19 protein-coding genes, 1 other RNA gene and 1 pseudogene are annotated in these 22,696 nt (G+C 61.1%); 10 read left to right on the top strand and 11 right to left on the bottom strand.

Going from position 1 to position 22,696, the window contains the following annotated elements:
• Positions 1–137: 137 nt before the first annotated feature.
• The 8 genes and pseudogenes from BMY68_RS21410 to BMY68_RS21375 all read right to left on the bottom strand — a co-directional run.
• Positions 138–746, bottom strand: a pseudogene (locus BMY68_RS21410) (DNA/RNA helicase, superfamily II protein); the annotation flags it as partial.
• Between the two features lie 166 nt (positions 747–912).
• Positions 913–1,304, bottom strand: a transfer-messenger RNA (tmRNA) gene (gene ssrA, locus BMY68_RS21405).
• Between the two features lie 79 nt (positions 1,305–1,383).
• A complete protein-coding gene (locus BMY68_RS21400; RefSeq protein WP_085529798.1) occupies positions 1,384–1,671 on the bottom strand; it encodes a hypothetical protein in 288 nt (95 codons plus the stop codon).
• Positions 1,672–1,870: 199 nt separating this feature from the next.
• The gene (locus BMY68_RS21395) at positions 1,871–4,681 is read right to left on the bottom strand and encodes an FAD-binding and (Fe-S)-binding domain-containing protein (protein WP_085529799.1); all 2,811 of its coding nucleotides are present in this window, start codon (positions 4,679–4,681) and stop codon (positions 1,871–1,873) included.
• The gene (locus BMY68_RS21390) at positions 4,678–5,349 is read right to left on the bottom strand and encodes a LutC/YkgG family protein (RefSeq protein WP_062823710.1); all 672 of its coding nucleotides are present in this window, start codon (positions 5,347–5,349) and stop codon (positions 4,678–4,680) included. Before BMY68_RS21390 ends, BMY68_RS21395 begins: the two co-directional genes overlap by 4 nt.
• Positions 5,346–6,803 carry a LutB/LldF family L-lactate oxidation iron-sulfur protein gene (locus BMY68_RS21385; RefSeq protein ID WP_038630579.1) on the bottom strand — a complete coding sequence of 486 codons (1,458 nt, stop codon included), beginning with the start codon at positions 6,801–6,803 and terminating at the stop codon, positions 5,346–5,348. The genes BMY68_RS21390 and BMY68_RS21385 overlap by 4 nt, the downstream gene beginning before the upstream one ends.
• On the bottom strand, positions 6,800–7,624 hold the full coding sequence (locus BMY68_RS21380) for a (Fe-S)-binding protein (protein WP_053259597.1): 825 nt from the start codon (positions 7,622–7,624) through the stop codon (positions 6,800–6,802). The genes BMY68_RS21385 and BMY68_RS21380 overlap by 4 nt, the downstream gene beginning before the upstream one ends.
• 144 nt (positions 7,625–7,768) lie before the next feature.
• Entirely contained in the window at positions 7,769–9,454 is a 1,686-nt protein-coding gene (locus BMY68_RS21375; RefSeq protein ID WP_007920833.1) for a lactate permease LctP family transporter, read from the bottom strand.
• A 261-nt stretch (positions 9,455–9,715) separates the two neighbouring features.
• Here BMY68_RS21375 and BMY68_RS21370 point away from each other — a divergent pair, with 261 nt between their 5' ends.
• Positions 9,716–10,483 (top strand): FCD domain-containing protein, encoded by a 768-nt coding sequence (locus tag BMY68_RS21370; protein WP_007920835.1) that lies wholly within the window; start codon positions 9,716–9,718, stop codon positions 10,481–10,483.
• Between the two features lie 79 nt (positions 10,484–10,562).
• Here BMY68_RS21370 and smpB read toward each other — a convergent pair whose 3' ends face one another.
• Positions 10,563–11,045: an SsrA-binding protein SmpB gene (smpB, locus tag BMY68_RS21365; RefSeq protein ID WP_009042112.1), complete on the bottom strand. Its 483-nt coding sequence runs from the start codon at positions 11,043–11,045 to the stop codon at positions 10,563–10,565.
• 117 nt (positions 11,046–11,162) lie between these two features.
• On the opposite strand from smpB, the gene BMY68_RS21360 reads away from it, so the two are divergent.
• Genes BMY68_RS21360 through BMY68_RS21350 form a run of 3 tightly spaced genes read left to right on the top strand, consistent with a single transcriptional unit; the run spans position 11,163 to position 13,321 of the window.
• The gene (locus BMY68_RS21360; RefSeq protein ID WP_053259600.1) at positions 11,163–12,566 is read left to right on the top strand and encodes a sodium-dependent transporter; all 1,404 of its coding nucleotides are present in this window, start codon (positions 11,163–11,165) and stop codon (positions 12,564–12,566) included.
• 7 nt (positions 12,567–12,573) lie between these two features.
• A complete protein-coding gene (locus tag BMY68_RS21355; RefSeq protein ID WP_085529800.1) occupies positions 12,574–13,008 on the top strand; it encodes a type II toxin-antitoxin system RatA family toxin in 435 nt (144 codons plus the stop codon).
• Positions 13,001–13,321, top strand: coding sequence for an RnfH family protein (locus BMY68_RS21350; protein ID WP_175534858.1), 321 nt, complete (start codon positions 13,001–13,003; stop codon positions 13,319–13,321). Before BMY68_RS21355 ends, BMY68_RS21350 begins: the two co-directional genes overlap by 8 nt.
• Positions 13,322–13,379: 58 nt before the next feature.
• Here BMY68_RS21350 and BMY68_RS21345 read toward each other — a convergent pair whose 3' ends face one another.
• The gene (locus BMY68_RS21345; protein WP_007920839.1) at positions 13,380–13,907 is read right to left on the bottom strand and encodes an outer membrane protein assembly factor BamE; all 528 of its coding nucleotides are present in this window, start codon (positions 13,905–13,907) and stop codon (positions 13,380–13,382) included.
• Positions 13,908–14,005: 98 nt separating this feature from the next.
• Here BMY68_RS21345 and fur point away from each other — a divergent pair, with 98 nt between their 5' ends.
• Positions 14,006–14,410, top strand: coding sequence for a ferric iron uptake transcriptional regulator (gene fur, locus BMY68_RS21340; protein ID WP_007920840.1), 405 nt, complete (start codon positions 14,006–14,008; stop codon positions 14,408–14,410).
• A 90-nt stretch (positions 14,411–14,500) separates the two neighbouring features.
• Here fur and recN read toward each other — a convergent pair whose 3' ends face one another.
• Complete coding sequence (gene recN, locus BMY68_RS21335) at positions 14,501–16,174, bottom strand: DNA repair protein RecN (RefSeq protein WP_062823704.1); 1,674 nt, start codon at positions 16,172–16,174, stop codon at positions 14,501–14,503.
• 252 nt (positions 16,175–16,426) lie between these two features.
• On the opposite strand from recN, the gene grpE reads away from it, so the two are divergent.
• From grpE to carA, 5 genes are all read left to right on the top strand, one after another.
• On the top strand, positions 16,427–16,993 hold the full coding sequence (grpE, locus tag BMY68_RS21330) for a nucleotide exchange factor GrpE (protein WP_085529802.1): 567 nt from the start codon (positions 16,427–16,429) through the stop codon (positions 16,991–16,993).
• 102 nt (positions 16,994–17,095) lie between these two features.
• The gene (gene dnaK / locus BMY68_RS21325; RefSeq protein WP_009042117.1) at positions 17,096–19,012 is read left to right on the top strand and encodes a molecular chaperone DnaK; all 1,917 of its coding nucleotides are present in this window, start codon (positions 17,096–17,098) and stop codon (positions 19,010–19,012) included.
• Between the two features lie 324 nt (positions 19,013–19,336).
• Positions 19,337–20,461, top strand: coding sequence for a molecular chaperone DnaJ (gene dnaJ, locus BMY68_RS21320; protein ID WP_009042118.1), 1,125 nt, complete (start codon positions 19,337–19,339; stop codon positions 20,459–20,461).
• 10 nt (positions 20,462–20,471) lie between these two features.
• Entirely contained in the window at positions 20,472–21,278 is an 807-nt protein-coding gene (gene dapB / locus BMY68_RS21315) for a 4-hydroxy-tetrahydrodipicolinate reductase (protein ID WP_085529803.1), read from the top strand.
• Between the two features lie 258 nt (positions 21,279–21,536).
• Entirely contained in the window at positions 21,537–22,673 is a 1,137-nt protein-coding gene (gene carA / locus BMY68_RS21310; RefSeq protein ID WP_085529804.1) for a glutamine-hydrolyzing carbamoyl-phosphate synthase small subunit, read from the top strand.
• Positions 22,674–22,696: the final 23 nt, after the last annotated feature.

Here is a 22,696-nt window from a genome sequence, read left to right as displayed (position 1 = left end):
TTATAAGTATTATTGCCAGTACTGATCGTGCGTTAAAATCGCGCGGACTGTAAGCTTTTCTCCTTCTATTGATTACATCGCCAGTTTTTTCAGATTCATGCCGAGAGCAGATCGGCTAAAGATATATCGCGGGCGGCTGCCAAGATCGCATCGCCCTCGAAGTTACCGGCGCCGCCGCGCTCGTTCAGCCAAGCGTTCAAACACAAGCGGGCGGGGGTGGTGGCGATCCCGTCCGGCCAGACAGTGATGCCCATGGCGGTGGCAAGCTCGCCAGCAGCAGGCGCGAGGTTGAAACGAGCGGCAGCACGGTGCGCCTGTCCGCTGGTGGATGCCGGGAGCGACCGGGCGATAAAACCTTCCAGCGTGCGGCGGAGAATGGCTGACCAGCAGTGGCGCTTGCCGGGCTCGCATAGCGCTTTCAGGAACGCGGTGAGCGGTTCGCCACCCGTGCCTTGAGCGTGTTGGAGAGTGTTGCCGCCGTGAGCGTGTCGAACATGCCAAGATCGGCCGGGACGGCGAGCATACGCTTCCATACCCGCTTTCGGCTCCTTGTTGGCTGCGGCCATGTGTTGCGTCAACGTTTTCTCGCCGGTTGAGAGAAACAGCACGCGCCACTCTTGTACCTGTCGGCCTGCTTGGCCTCGATCATTGGCGCACGCTTTGCCGACGCCGAGCATTTACACCGGCTCGCGGATGAGGCACGAATCACACATGCTGATTTCGTGTGGTACGAGGAGGTCGTCCGAAAACGTGTCGATGGACGTCAATGGGTTGAACGCTACGAGCGTATTAGATGTGACTGTAGGTAGCGATCTTGCCCCCCTTGAACTCGGGAGGGATATAGCGCACTTGAGATAGGGACAGCCAGAAACGACAAAGCCCGCACAAGGCGAGCTTTGTTTTTGCTTCGTTTGGTGGAGCCGGGGGGATTTGAACCCCCGTCCGCCAGTACTCCGCTGTCGGTACTACATGCGTAGCCGTGTCTATTGAGTTAACCCTCAGCGACCCGACGGGCAGGGTGCTTTGGGCGAGTTGTGTAAGTTTTAGCCGCTTCGTCCACAACGTACTGCACGGCGATTCTGTTCTGTATGACAATCATTTCGGGTTTACAGACATCCCCTGATGATTGCTGGACCCGAAGGTACCAGAAGGAAGGCTAGCGCCGCTTACGCAGCGAGAGCGTATTCCCCGTAGGTTTCGTCATTGGCAACTATAGGAAGTTGCAACAGTGGATTTACGAGTTCTGTTACCAACTCGGCATGCACCTAAAGTTTCGCAACCGGCGTCGAATCCTAAACGGCCCCGAACCTGCTGTGCATTACCAGCAGGTTTGTACAGTCTACGCCAAAATGGCCCGCAAGGCCATCCCGAAGGCGGGGCCTGTTAGCCGCCGCCTTCACCCTTGGTGCTGTTCTGGATGGTCTGGATCGCGCGGGTGGTCAGGGCGATGCATTCCTTGGTGCCTTCCTCGGTGTTTTTCGCCTGGGCCGCCTGGGCTTGTTGCACAGTGGCGTCGATGTTGGCCTGCAGGTCCGCGGCTTGGATGGTGGTCCGCGCATCACGGATGGTTTGCAGGTTCACCTGGCACAGGTCTTCCTGGTTCCCGGCGAAGCTGGGGGAAGCCAGGATCGAAGCGGTGACGAACAGGCCTAACAGTACAGAGCGTTTCATGGGCGTCTCCTTGAACTGAAGGGCCAGGCACTGCTGGCCATCAGTACGAACTGCCGGGTTTCAGGAAACTCCCGTTTTCGGGAGCTTGATCTGTGGACTGTACTGGTTCGCCAGGGTTCTATTTTTCTGCCCAGGGGCGCGACCACTGAACCTGCGGACGTAAAAAAGGGGCGAAACGCCCCTTTTTATCTTGTGCCGATCAGGCTTGCCGGGCCTGGGTCACCCGGTCCACCAGGTACACCAGCCCGTGATAATCGATCCCGCCATGCTGGCTCAGGCCGATTTCACAGGTGCGGCTGGTGGAGATGCCTTCGCTGCAGTGCTGTACCGCGTCCTTGAGGCTACGCAGGGAGTGAGCGTTGAGCTCTGGTGTGGTGAAACCTTTATCGCCGGCGAAGCCGCAGCAATGGATGCCTTCCGGGATCACCACATTGTTGCTGCAACGCCGCGCCAGGTCGATCAGCGCCTGGCTTTCGCCCAGGTGCTGGGTGCTGCAGGTGACATGCACGGCGACCGGCGCTTCCTGAGGGGTGAACTCGAGCTTGTCCATCAGGTGGGTGCGGATGAAGCGCACCGGGTCGTACAGGTCCAGGCGCACGTCACCCAGGTCTTGCACCAGACGCAGGGTGCAGGGGCTGGTGTCGCAGTAGATCGGGTCGAGGCCACCGCGGCTGGCGTGGAGCAGGGCGCCGATCAGTTCCTGGCGCTTGTGCTCGGCCTGTTCCGCGTAGCCCTTGGAGGCGAATGGCTGGCCGCAGCACAGGTTTTCGACGTTGTCCGGGATCACCACCTGGTAACCGGCTTTTTCCAGCAGGCCGCGGGTCTTGTCGTAGAGCGAGCTTTGCTCTTTGTCCCCGGCCGCCGGGCCCATGACCCGCGATACACAGGCCGCCAGGTAGATCACCCGTGGCCGCTGATCGCTGATGGCCGGGCTGAAGCGAATGGCCCGTTCCGGCTGCGGCATGGCGCTGGTCCATTGCGGCACCTGGCTCTTGGACAGCCTGGTCAGCGCCGCGGAAACCCTGGCCAGGCGTGGTGCCCCCAGCAGCATCCGCGCGCCGTTGGCCACGTGCAGGGTGAACCGCGCGCCCTGCAGGGTGGTGGCGAAGTGCGAGCCAAGCCAATCGGCCGCCTTGGTGTGCGTGGCGTGCTGGCTGCGCAGCTTTTTCACCAGCTCGCCGGTATTGATGCCCACCGGGCAACGCTGGGCACACAGGCCGGTGGCGGCGCAGGTGTCGATGCCCTGGTATTGATAGGCCGCTTCCAGTTCCGTGGTGTCGATGCCGGCGCGCTTGCGGGCCTGGATATCGCGCCAGATCACAATGCGCTGGCGCGGGCTCAGGGTCAGCCCCTTGGACGGGCACACCGGTTCGCAGAAGCCGCATTCGATGCACTTATCCACAATCTCGTCGGCCGCCGGCAGCGGCTTGAGGTGCTTGAGGTGGATCTGCGGGTCTTCGCTGAGCACCACGTCCGGGTTGAGGATGCCGTTGGGGTCAAGCAGGCGCTTGAGTTGCCACATCAACTGGTAGGCATCGCTGCCCCATTCCAATTCGACGAAGGGCGCCATGTTGCGCCCGGTGCCGTGTTCGGCCTTGAGCGAGCCGCCGAATTCCACCGCCACTAGCTGCGCCACGTCATCCATGAAGGCCTGGTAGCGCGCCACTTCCTCGGCGCTGTTGAAGCCCTGGGTGAAGACGAAATGCAGGTTGCCCTCCAGCGCATGGCCGAACAGGATCGCTTCGTCGTAGCGGTGTTTGTCGAACAGCGCGATCAGGCGATTGACGCCGATGGCCAGCTGTTCCACCGGGAAGGTCACGTCTTCGATGATCACCGTGGTGCCGGTCTTGCGCACCGCGCCGACGGCGGGAAAGGTGTCCTTGCGGATCGCCCAGAGCTTGGCGTTTTCCTTCGGGTCTTCGGTGAAGTCGACCTGCTTCTCCACCGGGAAGGAGGCAAGGGACGCCATGATCTGCGCCAGTTGTTCCTGCAGCAGCGCGGAAGATGCCGCTCGGGACTCGATCAGCAGCGCGCAGGCATTGGCGGACAGTTGCTGGACGAAGGCCGGCATCCCGGGTTTGTCCTGTACCGAACGCAGGCTGCGGCGGTCCAGCAGTTCCACGGCGGACACCGGCTGGTTTTTCAGCACGGTTACCGCGTTGCAGCAGGTTTCCACATCCGGGAAGACGACCAGCGCCGAGGCTTTGTGTGGGTGGTCGATCACCGTGTCGTAGGTCACCGCGCTGATAAAACCCAGGGTGCCTTCGGAGCCCACCAGCAGGTGGCTGAGGATGTCCAGTGGCTCATCGAAATCCACCATGGCGTTGAGGGACAGGCCGGTGGTGTTTTTCAGGCGATATTTGTGGCGGATCTTCGCCGCCAGTTCACTGTTGGCGCGGGTCTCGCGGCCGAGGCTGGCCAGGCATTCCAGCAGTTCGCCGTGGCTGCTGCGAAAGGCCGCGACGCTGGCGGCGTCTTCGGTGTCCAGGCGAGTGCCGTCGGCCAGCACCAGGCGCAGGCCGGCCAGAGTGTGATAGGTGTTTTGCGCGGTGCCGCAGCACATGCCGCTGGCATTGTTGGCGACGATGCCGCCGATCTTGCAGGCGTTGATCGAGGCTGGGTCGGGGCCGATCTTGCGCCCGAACGGCGCCAGCCAGGCGTTGGCCTGGGCGCCGATCACCCCCGGTTGCAGGCGGATCTGCTGGCCCTGGTCGCGGATCTCGCGGCCATTCCAGTTATCGCCGAGCACCAGCAGCACCGAATCGCTGATGGCCTGCCCCGACAGGCTGGTGCCGGCGGCACGGAAGGTCACCGGTACGCGGTCGCGCTGGGCCAGTTTGAGCAGGGCCACGACCTCGTCTTCGGACTCGACGCGGATCACCAGTTGCGGAATCAGCCGATAAAAACTCGCATCGGTGCCGAAGGCCAGGGTGGAGAGCGGATCGTCGAAACGCCGCTCCTGGGGGATCAGTTGTTGGGCATCACGTAGAAAAGCCGCCGGTAGACTCATTGGTCCTCCAGAATCAGCACCACCAGGTCTTTCGGGCCGTGGGCGCCGTAGGCCAGGACCTGCTCGATATCGGCGGTCTTCGACGGGCCGGACACCAGCAGCGCGTTGGTCGGCATGCCCTGGGCCCAGGCGTATTCCTGCTGGACCTGATAGAAGTTGTCGCGGATCTCGCTGGCCTTGAGCAGGGCGAAATGCACCGGCGGCACCAGGCTCATCAGCCGCGGTTCTTCGCGGGTCGGCCAGAGGATCAGGCTGCCGGTGGCGGCGATGGCGCCGAGGGTAGTGGTGAGGCTGGCCGGGGTGTCGTTGAACAGCTCGGCTTTCCATTCCTCGACGGGCCGATCGTAGGCCTTCAACGTCGGCAGCCCGGGATGCTCGGCCCAGTATTGGCTGACGCGCCGGCCGTGGGGCGTGGTCGGGGCGATCAGCAGGCTCGGTAATTGGCGTTCGCCCAGCAGGCGGGCGAGCAGCGCCGGCCAGTCCTGGGCGGTGGTCTGATGAATCTCGGTGTGCACCGCTTCCATCTGCTTGCGCAGCTGCGGGATGCGTTGTTCCGGTGTGTAGGTATAAGGCTCGGTGACCAATGCCTCATCGAAGTTATCCACAACCGGCGTGGTGCCAGTCAGGCTGCTGCGCAGCTTGCCGAGGATGTTCTGTTTGGCGCTCATCGACGTTCTCCCTGTTTGGCCAGATGCTCGCGGGCCAGGTCGTGCAAGGACCGGGCGGCGGGTTTCGGTGCGCTGTGGTTTTGCGTCCAGGGGCCGACGTTGCTCGGGGTCAGCGCGCGCAGGCGGGTGGCCGCCAGGCTGAACAGGCGATACAAGGTCGGCGAACTGTTGAGCCTGGCCCAGGCGTTCCAGATAAAACGTTCCTTGCGCGAGTACTTGCTGCCCTGGCCGCGCATCACCTGATGGGGGCTGTCCGGAGCCTTGACGTTCTCTTCGCGCAGGCGGCGCAGCAGGCTCGGGATCGGGATCTTCACCGGACACACTTCGCCGCAGGCGCCACACAACGAAGACGCGCTCGGGTGGTCCGGCACCTTGGCCAGGCCGACCATGTGCGGGGTGATGATCTTGCCGATGGGGCCGGGGTAGACCTCGCCGTAGGCGTGGCCGCCGATGCGGGTGTAGACCGGGCAATGGTTCATGCAGGCGCCGCAGCGGATGCAGTTCAGGGTCTGGCGCAATTCGCTGTCGGCGAAGGCCTGGCTGCGACCGTTGTCGAGCAGCACCAGGTGCACTTGCTGCGGGCCATCCAGCTCATGCTCCTTGCGCGGGCCGGAGATCATGTTGACGTAGGTGGTGATCGGCTGGCCCAGCGCCGAGCGGGTCAGCAGCGACAGCAGCGGCACTACGTCACGCAGGTTCTCGACGACCTTCTCGATGCCGGTGACGGCGATGTGCACGGGTGGCACCGTGGTCGACATGCGGCCGTTGCCTTCGTTTTCCACCAGCAGCAGGGTGCCGGTCTCGGCCACGGCGAAGTTGACGCCGGAGACGCCGATGTCCGCTTCGAAGAATTTCTGCCGCAGGACCCTGCGACCGATCTGAATGAGTTGGTCAACGTCCTTGGTGTACTCCACGCCGAGTTTGTCGTGGAACAAGGACGCGACCTGACCGGCGTTCTTGTGGATCGCCGGCATGATTATGTGTGAAGGCTTTTCAAAGTCGAGCTGGACGATGAACTCGCCCATGTCCGACTCAAGGCATTCAATGCCTTGTTCAGCGAGGACATGGTTCATCTCCATCTCTTCGCTGACCATCGATTTGCCCTTGATCACTTGCCGCGCCTCGTGAGCCCGGATGATCGAGAGGACGATGCCATTGGCCTCGTCCACCGTTTCCGCCCAGTGCACTGTCACACCGTTGCGGGTCAGGTTCTGTTCAAGCTGCTCGAGCAGGTCGGGCAGCTTGGATAACGCACGGGCCTTGATCGCATTGCCCAGGGCCCGCAGGTGTTCGCGCTCGTGGGCATCGCTGAACGACGCCGCACGTTTGGCCATGAGGGAATCCATGGCGCTGCGAAAGTTGTTTCGCAGTTGTCGATCACCCAGGGCCTGGTGGGCCCGGGTGCGAAAATCGTCCGACACGTTGGTCGTCGGAATCAGCTCCGGGGCGCTCATGCGGCACCTCCGGTACGTTGCCAGAGGAAGCTGGCCAGGTGTTGGCCGCGCAGCGCTTCCCGTTGTTTCTCCAACGAGCCGTTGATGTTCATCAAGCAGCCGCAGTCGGCGCTCAGCACCTGGTGGGCGCCGGATTCCTTCAGCGCGCGGGTCTTGTCCGCGACCATCGCGCCGGAGATGTCCGGCATTCGGACGCTGAAAGTCCCGCCAAAGCCACAGCATTCGCTTTCGTGGTCGTGTTCTACCCGCTCCACGTTGCCCAGTTGTGCCAGCAGCTCACGACCGTGCAGGTGGGTATTCATCTCGCGCCGTGCCGAGCAGGAGGTGTGCAGCGCCACCTTGATCGGCTCGCCACTGTCCTTGAGCTGCACCTTGCATACGTGCAACAGGAACTCCGCCAGCTCGTAGGTACGTTCGGCCAGGGCCTGCACCTGCTTCAAGGTCTGCGGCTCATCCTTGAACAAGTCCGCGTAGTGCTCGCGCAGCATGCCCGCGCAGGAACCCGACGGCACCACCACCGGATAGTCGCCGGCGAACAGCGCCAGTTGCGAGCGGGCCACGGTGCGCGCCTGCTCGGTGTAACCCGAGGTGTAGGCCGGTTGTCCGCAGCAGCTTTGCCCTTGCGGGTACTCCACGCGAATGCCTTCGCGTTCGAGCAGGTGAATCGCATCCATCCCGGCTTCGGGGTAGAACAGGTCGACCACACAGGTGCCGAACAGGTAGACCCGCGACGGTTTCTCGCTGGGGTACTGGCGCGGTTCGGCCAAGGGCGGTGCGACACGGGTCGCGTTAGGCACTGCGTTGTAGAAAAGCTCGCTCATCAGGCGTGTCTCCGGGTGGTCCCGGTTATCCGTCTGCGGCGGCTGCTGAATATAGAGAGACAAGCTTTCAGCAGCCTTGCAGACCGGGTTGTGAGTTGCAGGCGCCGGGTGGGTGCTCCGGCGCCGGTTCTTTCGGTGTCGCGATCAGTGCACCAGCATGCCGGTGAACCAGTAGGCCTGGGCCAGAGTGATCAGGCCGACGATGGTGGCAAAGAATAGGCTGTGCTTGAGGGTGAAGCGGAACAGGTCTGATTCCTTGCCTACCAGGCCGGTGGCGGCGCAGGCCACGGCGATCGATTGTGGCGAGATCATCTTGCCGGTCACACCGCCGCTGGTGTTGGCCGCCACCAGTAGGGTGTCGTTGACGCCGATCTGGTGCGCGGTGGTGGCTTGCAGCGAGCTGAACAGGGCGTTGGACGAAGTGTCCGAACCGGTCAGGAACACCCCCAGCCAGCCGAGGAACGGCGAGAAGAACGGGAACGCCGCGCCGGTGCCGGCCAGCACCAGGGCCATGGTCGAGGACATGCCGGAATAGTTGGTGACAAAGGCGAAGGCCAGCACCATACCGATGGACAGGATCGGCCAGCGCAGTTCGTAGAAGGTCTCTTTCAAAGTGGTCAGACCAGTTTTGAAATTGATCTTCAGCACCAGCATCGAGATCAGCGCGGAGAAGAAAATCGCTGTGCCGGTGGCGGAAATCGGGTCGAGCTTGAACACCGCCGGAATCGCGGTCGGGGTGGCGACGATCGGCGCGCTCTTGATCACCAGTTGGTCCAGGTGCGGAATCGCGAAGTTGAATACCCAGCTGTACATCGAGCCGCCGGCGGCGAACATCGCCTTGAACGGCTTGAGCGTCCAGATAGTGACCAGCACGGTGAGGATCAGGAATGGCGACCAGGCCTTGAAGATTTCACCGAAGCTGTAGGGCGAAGGCTGGGTGGTGCGCGGCTGGCCGAAACCGCCGTTGCGCACGGCCGCGGCGCCGACGCTGGCGGTGGCCGCGGCGAACGAACGCTTGGGTTGCCAGACCTTGAGGAACAGCGTCAGGGAAACCAGGCTGGCCAGGGCCGAGGTGATGTCCGGCAGCTCCGGGCCGATGAAGTTCGAGGTGAAGTACTGGGTCACGGCAAAGCTCAGGCCGGCCACCAGTGCGGCGGGCCAGGTCTCTTTGACGCCACGCAGGCCGTCCATCATGAACACCAGCCAGAACGGCACGAACAGCGACAGCAGCGGCAGCTGGCGGCCGGTCATGGCGCCGATCTTGAACGCGTCGATGCCGGTTACCTGGCCCGCCACGATGATCGGAATGCCCAGGGCGCCAAAGGCCACCGGGGCGGTGTTGGCGATCAGGCACAGGCCGGCGGCGTACAGCGGATTGAATCCCAGGCCCACCAGCAGCGCGGCGGTAATGGCGACCGGCGCGCCGAACCCGGCGGCACCTTCGAGAAAGGCCCCGAAGCAGAAACCGATCAGCAGCACCTGCAGGCGCTGGTCGTCGGTGATCGACAGCACGGAGCTGCGGATGACCTCGAACTGGCCGCTCTTGACCGTCAGTTTGTAGAGGAATACGGCGGCGACGATGATCCAGGCGATGGGCCACAGACCGTAGGCAAATCCATAGCCAGCGGCGGCAAGCGCCATGTCGGCGGGCATCTGGAAGGCGAAGATCGCCACCAGGATCGATAGCGCCAGGGTGATGCTGCCGGCGACGTGTCCTTTGAGACGGAACACGGCCAGAGCCAGGAAGAAGAAGACGATCGGGATGACGGCGGCGAGGGCGGACAGGCCGAGGCTGCCGAGCGGGCTGTAAAGCTGTTGCCAGGTTTGCATATGGGGTGGCCCCTAATTGTTGTTGGTCAGGCACTGGTCAGCGTATTTGGTTAATTGGTAAGACCAATTTACAATCGCTGTTGGCTAGGGTAAAAGTCTTGTGAGCGGTGTGTCAATTTGCCGCCCTAAAACTTTTGTCGAAGGTGCGGTGCAGATGGCATCTGATCCGCTCGCCGACATGCGTTCTGATAGGTGCTGGCACAGCCCCGATAGGCCAGAATAGAGAGCCCGGCGCGCGGTCGGGATCGTGGAGAGTGAGTTATGGGGTTTGATCAGATTCGTCAGCGCCGTTTGTCTGACGATATTGTCGAGCGGCTCGAGGGGATGATCCTTGAGGGCACGCTGAAGTCCGGTGAGCGCCTGCCGGCGGAGCGTGCGTTGGCGGAACAGTTCGGTGTCTCGCGACCATCGTTGCGCGAGGCGATCCAGAAACTCACGGCCAAGGGCTTGCTGGTCAGTCGCCAGGGTGGCGGCAACTATGTGGTGGAGTCGCTGGGCTCGACCTTCAGCGATCCGCTGCTGCAGTTGTTGGAAAGCAACCCTGAAGCCCAGCGCGACTTGCTGGAGTTTCGCCACACCCTGGAAGCCTCATGCGCCTATTACGCAGCATTGCGTGCCACCGAGGTGGATCGTGAACGGCTCACCGCGGCCTTCGAGGAGCTGCAGGATTGCTATTCCCGGGCCGGCGATGTGAGCCGGGCGGAAGAGGGCGCGGCAGACGCGCAATTTCACCTGGCGATTGCCGAGGCCAGTCACAACGCCGTGTTGCTGCACACCATTCGCGGGCTGTTCGATCTGCTCAAGCGCAACGTGGTGACCAACATTGGCGGCATGTACAAGCAGCGCACCGAAACCCGCGACATGCTGATCAGCCAGCACCGCGATCTGTACCAGGCGATTATCGAAGGGCGGGCCGAGCAGGCGCGCGAAGTCTCCAGCCGGCACATTCTGTATGTGCAGGAAGTGCTGGAAGAGGTGCGTCAGGAAGTGCAGCGCGTGGCCCGGGCGGAGCGGCGCAAGGGGATTTAGTTGGGAGATTAATCGCGAGCCAGCTCGCTCCTGGTAGGAGCGAGCTGGCTCGCGATCATGGCATCAAGGCAGAAGAGCGTTACTCTTCCTTGCCCTTGTTGCGCACCGCGCGATGCAGCTCACGATCGGAGTCGCGCTCGCGTTCGGTATGACGCTTGTCGTATTCCTTCTTGCCCTTGCCGAGTGCAATCTCGCACTTGACCATGTGCTTGCTCCAGTAGAGCGACAGGCACACGCAGGCATAGCCTTTCTGCTGCACGGCCGCGAACAGCTTCTCCAGCTCGCGCTTGTTGAGCAGCAGTTTGCGCGAGCGCACGGGGTCGGCGATCACATGGGTGCTGGCGGTGGTCAGTGGCGTGAAGTGGCTGCCCAGCAGCCAGGCTTCGCCGTCCTTGAGCAGCACGTAACTGTCGACCAGTTGTGCCTTGCCCGCACGCAGACTCTTTACTTCCCAGCCGGCCAGGACCATGCCAGCCTCGAACCGATGTTCGATGAAGTAATCGTGACGCGCCTTTTTATTTTGCGCGATGGTCCCTGTTGGGTGTTTCTTCTGTTTAGCCATAGGGGCGGCATTATAGGCAGTTGCACGCGTGTCGGCTACGGTGAAGCTGCGTGCTTGAGCAGGTTGAGTGAATCCCGGACAATGCGCCCTCTTTTTTCTCGGTTGGGCGCGTTTTTGATGTCGACGGACAAGGTTTCTGTCCACGGCGGCTGGGCCAGTCGCTGGGTTTTCATACTCGCTGCGACTGGTTCTGCCGTGGGCCTGGGAAGTATCTGGAAATTCCCATATATGGTCGGCGTCTACGGTGGCGGCGCCTTTGTCCTGGTATTTCTCGCCTGCATCGCGCTGATCGGTGTGCCGGTGATGCTGGCGGAAACCCTGATCGGCCGTCGCGCCCGGCAAAGCCCGGCCAATGCCTTGAAGGCGCTGGCCCTGGAGGCGGGGCATTCGGCCAAGTGGTCCTGGGGCGCGTTCGCCGGGATGATCACGGCCTTGTTGATTCTTTCCTTCTACAGCGTCGTTGGTGGTTGGTCGCTGGACTACATCATCGATATGGGGCGTGGTGATTTCCAGGGCGTGACGGCGGATCAGGTCGGCGCCTATTTCGGCACGGTGATTGCCGACCCTTGGCGGCTGACGCTGTGGCACACGCTGTTCATGCTGTTGTCGGCAGTGGTCATCGCCAAGGGCGTGGTGGCCGGGCTTGAGCGCAGCCTGCGGATCATGATGCCGCTGTTGTTCGTGATGCTGCTGATCCTGCTGGGTTATAGCCTGACCACCGGGCATTTCATGGAAGGCGTGCATTTCATGTTCGACTTCAGCACCGACAAGCTGCTCGACGGCCTGTTGCCGGCCATGGGACATGCATTCTTTTCCCTGAGCGTCGGTGTCGGTTCCATCATGATCTACGGCGCTTACATGCCGAAGCATTCGTCCATTTCCGGCACTATTGTCGGCGTGGCGCTGCTGGATACCTTCGTTTCGCTGCTGGCGGGGCTGGCGCTGTTCCCGATTGTGTTTGCCGCGGGGTTGAACCCGAGTGAAGGTCCAGGGCTGATGTTTGTCAGTTTGCCTTTTGCCTTTGGTAATGTGGCGTTCGGCCAGCTGATGGGCGTGGTGTTTTTTGTCCTGGTGGCCATTGCCGCCTGGAGTTCGGCGATCTCGCTGCTGGAGCCGATGGTGGCTTACCTGGTGGAGCGGACTCGAATCCGCCGTGGCTGGGTGACATTCTGGCTGGCGTTTACCTGCTGGTTCGTCGGATTGGGAACGGTGTTCTCCTTCAATATCTGGCAGCAGGCCAAGTTTTTCGTGAACGAAGGCGGGGCTTTCCACCTCTACCAATGGGGGGCGGCGGGTGGTCTGGATTTCTTTGGGGTGATCGATTTCTTCACCTCGCGGATCATGTTGCCCTTGGGTGGCCTCTGCTTTGTGGTGTTCGCGGGTTGGGTGATGGGGCGCGAGGCGGTTCGTGATGAGCTGTCGATTCGCAGCCCGCTGCTTTTTGCCCTGACCCTGTTTTTGATGCGCTATGTGGCGCCCATCGGCATTCTTATAGTGTTTGCCGCCCAGTTGTGGAAATGACGCTGACATGACGACACATATTCAACGCTCGGCCCTGTTGCCTTATCCGGCGCAGTTTTTGTACGACCTGGTCAACGACGTGGCGCGCTACCCGGAGTTTTTACCCTGGTGCTCGTCGGCCGAGGTGCTGGAGAGCAGCGAGGTGCAGATGCGCGCCAGCCTGGCCGTTGCCAAGGGCGGGCTCAGCCAGCATTTCGTGACGCGCAATGCCCTGGTGCCGGGCCAGTCGATCGAGATGAACCTGGAAGAAGGGCCGTTCAACCAGTTGCACGGCGTGTGGATTTTCAAGCCGCTGGGTGAGAAGGCCTGCAAGATCAGCCTGGATTTGTCGTTCGACTACGCCGGTCCACTGGTTCGCGCGACCTTGGGGCCTTTGTTTAACCAGGCGGCCAACACCCTGGTCGATGCGTTTTGTCAGCGGGCCAAGCAGTTGCATGCTTGAGCCAATGATCGAAGTCGAGGTGGTGTATGCCGCGGTCGACCGGCAGGTATTGCTCAGTGTTGCGGTGCCAACGGGGACCACTGTTCGTGCGGCAGTGAAAGGCTGTGGGATAGGCGCGCAATTTCCAGAATTGGATCTGGACAGTTGTCCGCTGGGGATCTTTGGCAAAGCGGTTGCGGACCCAGGGAAGCAGCCGGTTCGGGCGGGCGATCGCATCGAAATCTACCGCCCGCTGCTGGCTGACCCTAAAGAGGTCCGACGTCTGCGCGCGGCAAAGGCGGCGCAGGCCCGGGCTCGTACTTCGGAGTCCTGAGCAAATCGACAGGCAACAAAAAGCCCGGACTCGCCGGGCTTTTTTATTCCGCCACAAATTATTGCGGCGAGGTGTCCAGAGGTTCTGGCGTTGGCACCGGAACGGTCTCGACGTTGTCGACGTCCTTCTGGATCTGATCGAGCAGAGAGCCAGGCTTGGCCGGTTTTTCCGGTTTTGGCTGTTCGGCGTTTTCAGTAGGGGCGGTCACGGTGGTGCCACTGTCCTTGCCCAGAATGGCTTCGTCGCGGCTTACGCCAGGCATGAAGTCACCGGAAAGGCTGACCAGTTGGTCGTTACCGTTGAAGATAACGCTGACGCGCTCCTGCTGGCGTTCACCGCCACCGGGTTGCAGGCTATACAGATAATCCCAGCGATCGGCGTGGAACGTGTCGGTCAACAGAGGGTTGCCCATGATAAACCGTACTTGCCGGCGGGTCATTCCCGGGCGTAACTGGTCTATCATGTCCTGCGTGACGACATTGCCCTGCTGGATGTCGATTTTGTAAACCCCGGGGAATGAACAACCGGCGAGTGCGAGCAGTCCCACGAAGGTGAAACTGGTTAGCAAGAGCTTGGTGTTTTGCATCGGTGGGCGACTTCCACTATCTTGGCTGGGACAACGTAAACCCCGATCATACCCGCATTAAGAGGAGCTGCGAAGCAGCATCCGCGAGAAAGCTGACCATGGTTGAAAATAGCGAACTACGTAAAGCCGGCCTTAAAGTGACTCTGCCACGGGTCAAAATTCTACAAATGCTCGATTCCGCCGAGCAGCGACACATGAGTGCCGAGGATGTTTACAAGGCGCTGATGGAAGCTGGCGAGGATGTCGGTCTGGCCACGGTTTACCGTGTTCTGACCCAGTTTGAAGCAGCAGGCCTTGTGGTACGCCACAACTTTGATGGCGGTCATGCTGTATTCGAACTGGCTGACGGCGGTCACCACGACCACATGGTCAACGTGGATTCCGGTGAGGTGATCGAATTCTTCGACGAAGAAATCGAGAAGCTTCAGAAGGCGATTGTCGAGAAGCATGGCTTCGAGTTGGTGGATCACAACTTGGTGCTGTACGTACGCACGAAGAAATAAGCATGTCGCGCGGACATAGTCCGCGAAACGATCGAAGGCGACCCAAGGGTCGCCTTCGTGCTTTCCGCTCTTTATTAAAGTGGCAGGGACTCAAGCCTTGGCGGTAACCACCATTTTCTTCGCGTGGGCCAGCGACTCCTTGGTCAGGTCGATGCCGCCCAGCATCCGCGCTACCTCTTCGATTCGCTCGGTCTTGCCCAGTTTGGAAACCGCGGTGTGAGTCGCATCGCTGCCGCGCACCTTGTGCACAAAAAGATGTTGATGGCCCTGGGCTGCCACCTGCGGCAAGTGGGTGACCGTCAATACCTGGCCGCGCTCGCCGAGGCGACGTAGCAGTTGGCCGACGATCTCCGCGGTCGGGCCGCCGATGCCGACGTCCACTTCGTCGAATACCAGGGTCGGGACACGAGAGGTCTGTGCGGTAATCACCTGGATTGCCAGGCTGATCCGCGACAGTTCGCCCCCGGATGCCACTTTGGCCAGGGCCTTGAGCGGCTGGCCGGGGTTGGCGCTGACCAACAGCTCGACCTGCTCGAGGCCGTTGGGCTGCAGTTCATCGCCGCTGTTGGCGTGCAGTTCGATGGTGAAGCGGCCGCCAGGCATGCCCAGGCGCTGGATTTCCTGTTCGACGGCGCTGGCCAGGCTGGTTGCGGCCTGCTGGCGCAGCTCGCTCAACTCCCTGGCTTTTTCGTGATAGTGCCGGGCAAAGGATTTCAGCTCATCGCCCAGGCGCTCAATGGATTCGTCATTGGCATCCAGAGTTTCGATTTCCTCCAGCAGTTTCTGCTGCATGGCTGCCACCTCGGTGGGCTGGATCCGGTGTTTGCGGGCCAGGGTATAGATGGCGTCCAACCGCTCCTCCAGTTGTTGCAGGCGCGCCGGGTCCGCATCGAAATGGTCGACGAAGCGATTCAGTTCGCCGACGGCTTCTTCGACCTGGATTTGCGCGCTGGCCAGCAGGTTGGTGGCTTCCGCCAGGGCGCCGGAGGTGTTGCCGATGCTCGACAGGCGATTGAGGCTCGCTGTCAGGGCGCTGAGGACGTTGCCCGAATCACTTTCGCTGCAATGCTCGACGACCTGCCGGCAGATGCCCAGCAGGCTTTCGGCATTGGTCAGGTTCTTGTGTTCGAGTTCCAGTTGCTCGAGTTCGCTTTCGCCCAGGGCCAGGTTCTCCAGTTCCTCCAGCTGATAGCTGAGGAGCTGGTGGCGCGCCCGCTGCTCGTCCCCGGAGTTGGACAGGCGCTCCAGTTCCTGGCGGGTCTGGCGCCAGCGCTGGGCTGCCAGCGATACCTGGCGAGCCAGGTCGGTGGCACCGGCGTATTCGTCGAGCAGGCGGCGGTGGGTATCGGTTTTCAGCAGCGACTGGTGTTCATGCTGGCTGTGGATGTCGATCAGCAGTTCGCCGAGGGCCTTGAGGTCGCCTAGCGGGCACGGGGAGCCATTGATGTAGCCGCGGGAACGGCCTTCGGCGGTGATGACCCGGCGCAGGATGCATGGGCTGTCGTTGTCCAGGTCGCGTTCGGCGAGCCAGGTGCGGGCCTCGGGAATGTCTTCCAGGTCGAAGGTGGCGAGAATGTCGGCCTTGTCGGCACCTGGGCGTACTACGCCACTGTCGGCGCGATCACCCAGGGTCAGCCCCAGGGCGTCGAGCATGATCGATTTGCCGGCGCCGGTTTCACCCGTGATGACGCTCATCCCGCGATCCAGTTCCAGATCGAGATGTTCAACGATGGCGTAGTTGTGTACGGACAGGTGCACCAGCATAAAGGCCGCTCCCAAGCTTTAGGTCTGGTTATTTATACAGTGTTTTGTTTTCGGCTGACAATGCCTGCCCTTAGCTCGATTCGCTTGCTTGGCGGATTTTTTTATCGTGTGGGGGAATAGTTAGCGACCGGCGTTTGGGGGCGTCCAATGATTTTTGCCGAGGGCACGGCCCTTGAACCTGGAAAATGCGACCCCATATATCGGGGCAGAAGCGTGAGTTGAGCTCGCGGACGATATTGAAAGGAGAATTTTATGGCTGACGAACAGACGCTGGATACGCAAAATCTCGACGCCAATCAGGCCCCCGAGACTTCGGGCGAAGATCTGGCGGCTCGTGTGCAAGTGCTCGAAGAGCAGTTGGCTGGCGCTCAGGATCAGGCATTGCGTGTTGCGGCCGATCTGCAGAACGTCCGCCGCCGTGCCGAGCAGGATGTAGAAAAAGCTCACAAATTCGCCCTCGAGCGTTTTGCTGGCGACCTGCTGCCGGTGATCGACAGTCTCGAGCGCGGTCTTGAGTTGTCCAGCCCGGACGACGAAAGCATTCGCCCGATGCGTGAAGGTATCGAACTGACCCTGAAGATGTTCCAGGACACCCTGAAGCGTTATCAGTTGGAAGTGATCGATCCGCATGGCGAACCGTTCAACGCTGAACAGCACCAGGCGATGGCCATGCAGGAAAGTGCCGACGTCGAGCCGAACAGCGTTCTCAAGGTGTTCCAGAAGGGCTATCAGCTCAACGGTCGCCTGCTGCGCCCGGCCATGGTCGTGGTCAGCAAGGCACCCGCACCGGTTTCGCCTTCGATTGACGAGAAGGCTTGAAATCGCGCGCAGGGCCCCCATTTATAGGTCAAGCGTTTAAGTGCTACCGCAGTCGGCCACCACTGCTGCGGCAACAAAATCTAAAGTTTCGGGAGAGTTAACATGGGCAAAATTATCGGTATCGACCTGGGGACTACCAACTCCTGCGTCTCCATTCTTGAAAACGGCAACGTAAAAGTTATCGAAAACGCTGAAGGCGCGCGTACCACGCCGTCCATCATCGCTTACGCCAACGATGGCGAAATCCTGGTTGGCCAGTCGGCCAAGCGTCAGGCCGTGACCAACCCGCACAACACCCTGTACGCGGTGAAGCGTCTGATTGGTCGCCGTTTCGACGAAGAAGTCGTACAGAAAGACATCCAGATGGTCCCTTACAAGATCGTCAAGGCTGACAACAACGACGCCTGGGTTGAAGTGAACGGCCAGAAAATGGCTCCGCCACAGATCTCGGCTGAAATCCTCAAGAAAATGAAGAAGACCGCCGAAGACTATCTCGGCGAGGCTGTGACCGAAGCGGTGATCACCGTTCCGGCCTACTTCAACGACAGCCAGCGCCAGGCGACCAAAGACGCCGGCCGCATCGCGGGCCTGGACGTAAAACGTATCATCAACGAACCGACCGCGGCCGCTCTGGCTTACGGCATGGACAAGGCCAAGGGCGATCACACCGTGATCGTTTATGACCTGGGTGGCGGTACCTTCGACGTATCCGTGATCGAAATCGCTGAAGTCGATGGCGAGCACCAGTTCGAAGTACTGGCAACCAACGGTGACACCTTCCTCGGTGGTGAAGACTTCGACATTCGTCTGATCGACTACCTCGTGGACGAGTTCAAGAAAGAAAGCGGCATGAACCTCAAGGGTGACCCGCTGGCCATGCAGCGCCTGAAAGAAGCCGCTGAAAAAGCCAAGATCGAGCTGTCCTCGAGCCAACAGACCGACGTCAACCTGCCGTACATCACCGCAGACGCCACCGGTCCTAAGCACCTGAACGTGAAGATCTCCCGCGCCAAGCTGGAATCGCTGGTTGAAGACCTGGTTCAGCGCACCATCGAGCCTTGCCGCATCGCCATGAAGGACGCCGGTATCGACGTGAGCAAGATCGACGACGTGATCCTGGTCGGCGGTCAGACCCGCATGCCGCTGGTGCAGAAGCTGGTGACCGATTTCTTCGGTAAAGAAGCACGCAAGGACGTGAACCCGGACGAAGCTGTTGCCATGGGCGCTGCCATTCAGGGCGCGGTACTGGCTGGTGACGTGAAAGACGTATTGCTGCTGGACGTCAGCCCGCTGACCCTGGGTATCGAAACCATGGGCGGCGTGATGACCGCGCTGATCGAGAAAAACACCACGATTCCTACCAAGAAATCGCAAGTGTTCTCGACTGCCGACGACAACCAGGGCGCAGTGACCATTCATGTGCTGCAGGGCGAGCGTAAGCAAGCCGCGCAGAACAAATCCCTGGGCAAGTTCGACCTGGCCGAGATTCCACCAGCTCCGCGTGGCGTGCCGCAAATCGAAGTGACCTTCGACATCGACGCCAACGGCATCCTGCACGTAGGTGCGAAAGACAAGGCGACCGGCAAGACCCAGTCGATCGTGATCAAGGCCAACTCCGGTCTGTCCGAGGAAGAAATTCAGCAGATGGTTCGTGATGCTGAAGTCAACGCCGAAGAAGACCGCAAGTTCGAAGAGCTGGCCAGTGCGCGCAACCAAGGCGATGCCCTGGTTCACTCGACTCGCAAGATGATCGCTGATGCGGGCGACAAAGTGACTGCTGAAGAGAAGGCTGCGATCGAAGCTGCCGTGGTTGCCCTTGAAGCCGCTATCAAAGGCGACGACAAGGCTGCCATCGACGCCAAGGTCGAAGAGCTGTCGAAAGTGTCGGCTCCGGTCGCTCAGAAGATGTACGCCGAGCAGGCTCAGCCGGCAGAAGGCGCAGCTTCGCAGGCCGAGTCGGCCGAGAAAGCTGATGACGTCGTCGACGCCGAGTTCGAAGAAGTAAAAGACCACAAGTAAGACTGCTTGTTGGTCGGCCGGTTGACTGCCTTTGTGCGGTGACTGGTAGGATGTCGCCGCGCGGGAGCTTGCTCCCGCGTTGGCGTGTCTGGAGCAAGCGAATTTTTTACGGTGTGCGACTCTTTTCGCGCACTGGCGGTACGGTCGGAAATGCTCCTGCTTTCCGTTCGGGATTGCCGCAGTTGTCGGCCAGTCTGTTGGTCGTCTATCCAAGACCAGGATCGTTGAATTGACGTGAGTTGGGTCCGGGCCTGTATTGGGGCTCAACGAGTTTGGCGAGGCTCAGGAGAGCATTGTCGAACGTCCTCAAGAGTGTGAAGACTTATGGCAAAGCGTGACTATTACGAAGTATTGGGTGTGGAGCGAGGCTCGAGCGAAGCCGACCTGAAAAAGGCTTACCGCCGCCTGGCGATGAAGCACCACCCGGACCGTAATCCCGGCGACAAAGCGTCGGAAGATATGTTCAAGGAGGCCAACGAGGCCTACGAAGTATTGTCTGACTCGAGCAAGCGCGCGGCTTATGACCAGTACGGTCATGCTGGTGTCGATCCGAGCATGGGCGGTGGTGGTGCCGGCTTCGGTGGCCAGAACTTCTCCGACATCTTTGGCGATGTCTTCAGTGATTTCTTTGGCGGTGGTCGTGGCGGCTCCCGTGGCGGGGCTCAGCGTGGCAGCGACTTGCGCTACACCCTGGAGCTGAACCTGGAAGAGGCGGTGCGCGGCACCACCGTGAATATCCGTGTTCCGACGCTGGTCAACTGCAAGCCTTGCGACGGCTCGGGCGCCAAGAAAGGCTCCTCGCCTGTTACCTGTCCGACCTGTGGCGGTATTGGCCAGGTGCGCATGCAGCAGGGCTTCTTCTCGGTGCAGCAGACCTGCCCGCGTTGCCATGGCCAGGGCAAGATCATTTCCGACCCGTGCGACTCCTGCCACGGCGAAGGCCGCGTCGAAGAGTACAAGACGCTGTCGGTGAAAGTGCCGGCGGGTGTCGATACCGGCGACCGCATTCGTCTGTCTGGCGAAGGGGAGGCGGGTACCCAGGGCGGCCCTACGGGCGACCTGTATGTGGTGATCAATGTGCGTGAGCACGCGATCTTCCAGCGCGACGGCAAGCACCTGTTCTGTGAAGTGCCTATCAGCTTCGTTGATGCGGCGCTGGGCGGCGAACTGGAAATCCCGACGCTGGATGGCCGGGTCAAACTGAAGATTCCTGAGGGCACCCAGACCGGCAAGCAGTTCCGTGTGCGTGGCAAGGGTGTGGCTCCGGTGCGCGGCGGCGGTGCTGGCGACTTGATGTGCCGGGTTGCGGTGGAAACGCCGGTGAACTTGAGTCGTCGTCAGCGTGAATTGCTCGAAGAGTTGCGTGGTTCCCTGGCGGACGACAATACCCACTCGCCGAAAACCACTGGCTGGTTCGAAGGCGTGAAGCGCTTCTTCGGCGACCTGTAAGGAGCGAAGCATGCGACGTATAGCTGTGATGGGCGCCGCAGGGCGCATGGGTAAGAACCTGGTGGAGGCCGTGCAACAGCGCTCGCCGCTCTCCGGGCTTACCGCGGCGATCGTGCGGCCTGGCAGTTCGTTGGTTGGTGCCGATGCTGGCGAGCTGGCATCGCTGGGGCGCATTGGTGTGCCAATGTCCGACAGCCTGGAAAAGGTCGCTGACGAATTCGATGTGTTGATCGATTTCACGCTGCCGGAAGTGATGCTGAAGAACCTGGCATTCTGTCGCAAGGCGGGCAAGGCCGTGGTGATCGGTACCACGGGGCTGGGCGCCAAGGAAAAGCAGGTGCTGGCCGAGGCCGGCAAGGATATTCCGATCGTGTTCGCCGCCAACTTCAGCGTTGGCGTCAATCTGTCGCTGAAGCTGCTCGACATGGCCGCCCGTGTGTTGGGCGATGATGCGGACATCGAAATCATCGAGGCGCATCACCGGCACAAGATCGACGCGCCTTCGGGGACGGCCTTGCGCATGGGCGAGGTGATTGCCGATGCGCTGGGGCGTGATCTGCAGAAGGTCGCGGTGTATGGCCGTGAAGGCCATACCGGTGCTCGTGAGCGTGAGACCATTGGTTTCGCCACGGTCCGGGGTGGTGATGTGGTGGGCGATCACACGGTGTTGTTCGCTGCTGAGGGCGAGCGTCTGGAGATTACCCACAAGGCTTCCAGTCGCATGACTTTCGCCAAGGGTGCGGTACGTGCTGCGTTGTGGCTGGACGGTCGTCCGGCGGGTCTTTATGACATGCAGGATGTGCTGGATCTGCGTTGAGATGCATCCAAAACAGGGCTAGGCTTCGCGCTTGAGCCCTGTTTTAACCCGCTAAGCGATGTTCTGTCGCATTCCTCTGCCTTTAAGGCTCTTTAGCGGTGGACCAAAAAAGCCTTTTTCTGTAAGCTACAGCTTTAGTGTGTCCACTAAAAGCGCGCAGAATAATTCGGTGAAGAAGCGGGGTGACGTGTCCATACGTCACTCCGCTTTTTTACAACCTGCGATCGCCCTTTCAGGCTTTATTTACGGGAGGTCTTCTTGACTAAGCCAGCCATACTCGCCCTTGCTGATGGCAGCATTTTTCGCGGCGAAGCCATTGGAGCCGACGGTCAAACCGTTGGTGAGGTGGTGTTTAACACCGCAATGACCGGCTATCAGGAAATCCTTACCGATCCTTCCTACGCCCAACAGATCGTTACCCTGACTTACCCGCATATCGGCAATACCGGCACCACGCCGGAAGACGCCGAGTCCGATCGTGTCTGGTCGGCCGGTCTGGTGATTCGCGACCTGCCACTGGTTGCGAGCAACTGGCGTAACACCCTGTCCCTGTCCGATTACCTGAAAGCCAACAACGTTGTGGCGATCGCCGGTATCGACACCCGTCGCCTGACGCGCATCCTGCGCGAGAAAGGCGCGCAGAACGGCTGCATCATGGCCGGCGACAACATTTCCGACGAAGCGGCGATTGCCGCAGCGCGCGGCTTCCCTGGCCTGAAAGGCATGGATCTGGCGAAGGTCGTCAGCACCAAGAAAACCTACGAGTGGCGCTCCAGCGTCTGGAGCCTGAAGACCGACAGTCATCCGACCATCGAGGCTTCCGAGCTGCCATACCACGTGGTCGCCTACGACTACGGCGTCAAGCTGAACATCCTGCGCATGCTGGTCGAGCGCGGTTGCCGCGTGACCGTAGTGCCTGCGCAAACTCCGGCCAGCGACGTCCTGGCACTCAAGCCTGACGGTGTGTTCCTGTCCAACGGCCCTGGCGACCCCGAGCCTTGCGATTACGCCATCCAGGCGATCAAGGACGTGCTGGAAACCGAGATCCCGGTCTTCGGTATCTGCCTGGGCCACCAACTGCTGGCACTGGCCTCCGGCGCCAAGACGGTGAAGATGGGCCACGGCCACCATGGTGCCAACCACCCGGTCCAGGACCTGGACAGCGGTGTAGTGATGATCACCAGCCAGAACCACGGTTTTGCGGTGGACGAAGCCACCCTGCCAGGCAACGTGCGGGCGATCCACAAATCGCTGTTCGACGGCACCCTGCAAGGCATCGAGCGTACCGACAAGAGCGCATTCAGCTTCCAGGGCCACCCTGAAGCCAGCCCGGGCCCGAACGATGTAGCGCCGCTGTTCGATCGTTTCATCAACGAGATGGCCAAGCGACGCTGAGTGCTCGCCCCTGAAGGTGGCCC

Origin of the sequence: Pseudomonas sp. NFACC41-3 (genome assembly GCF_900109505.1) — a bacterium.
Taxonomy (GTDB): Bacteria; Pseudomonadota; Gammaproteobacteria; order Pseudomonadales; family Pseudomonadaceae; genus Aquipseudomonas; species Aquipseudomonas chlororaphis.
The sequence above is the reverse complement of the archived record's forward strand: the minus strand, read 5'-3'. Positions and strand labels throughout refer to the sequence as shown.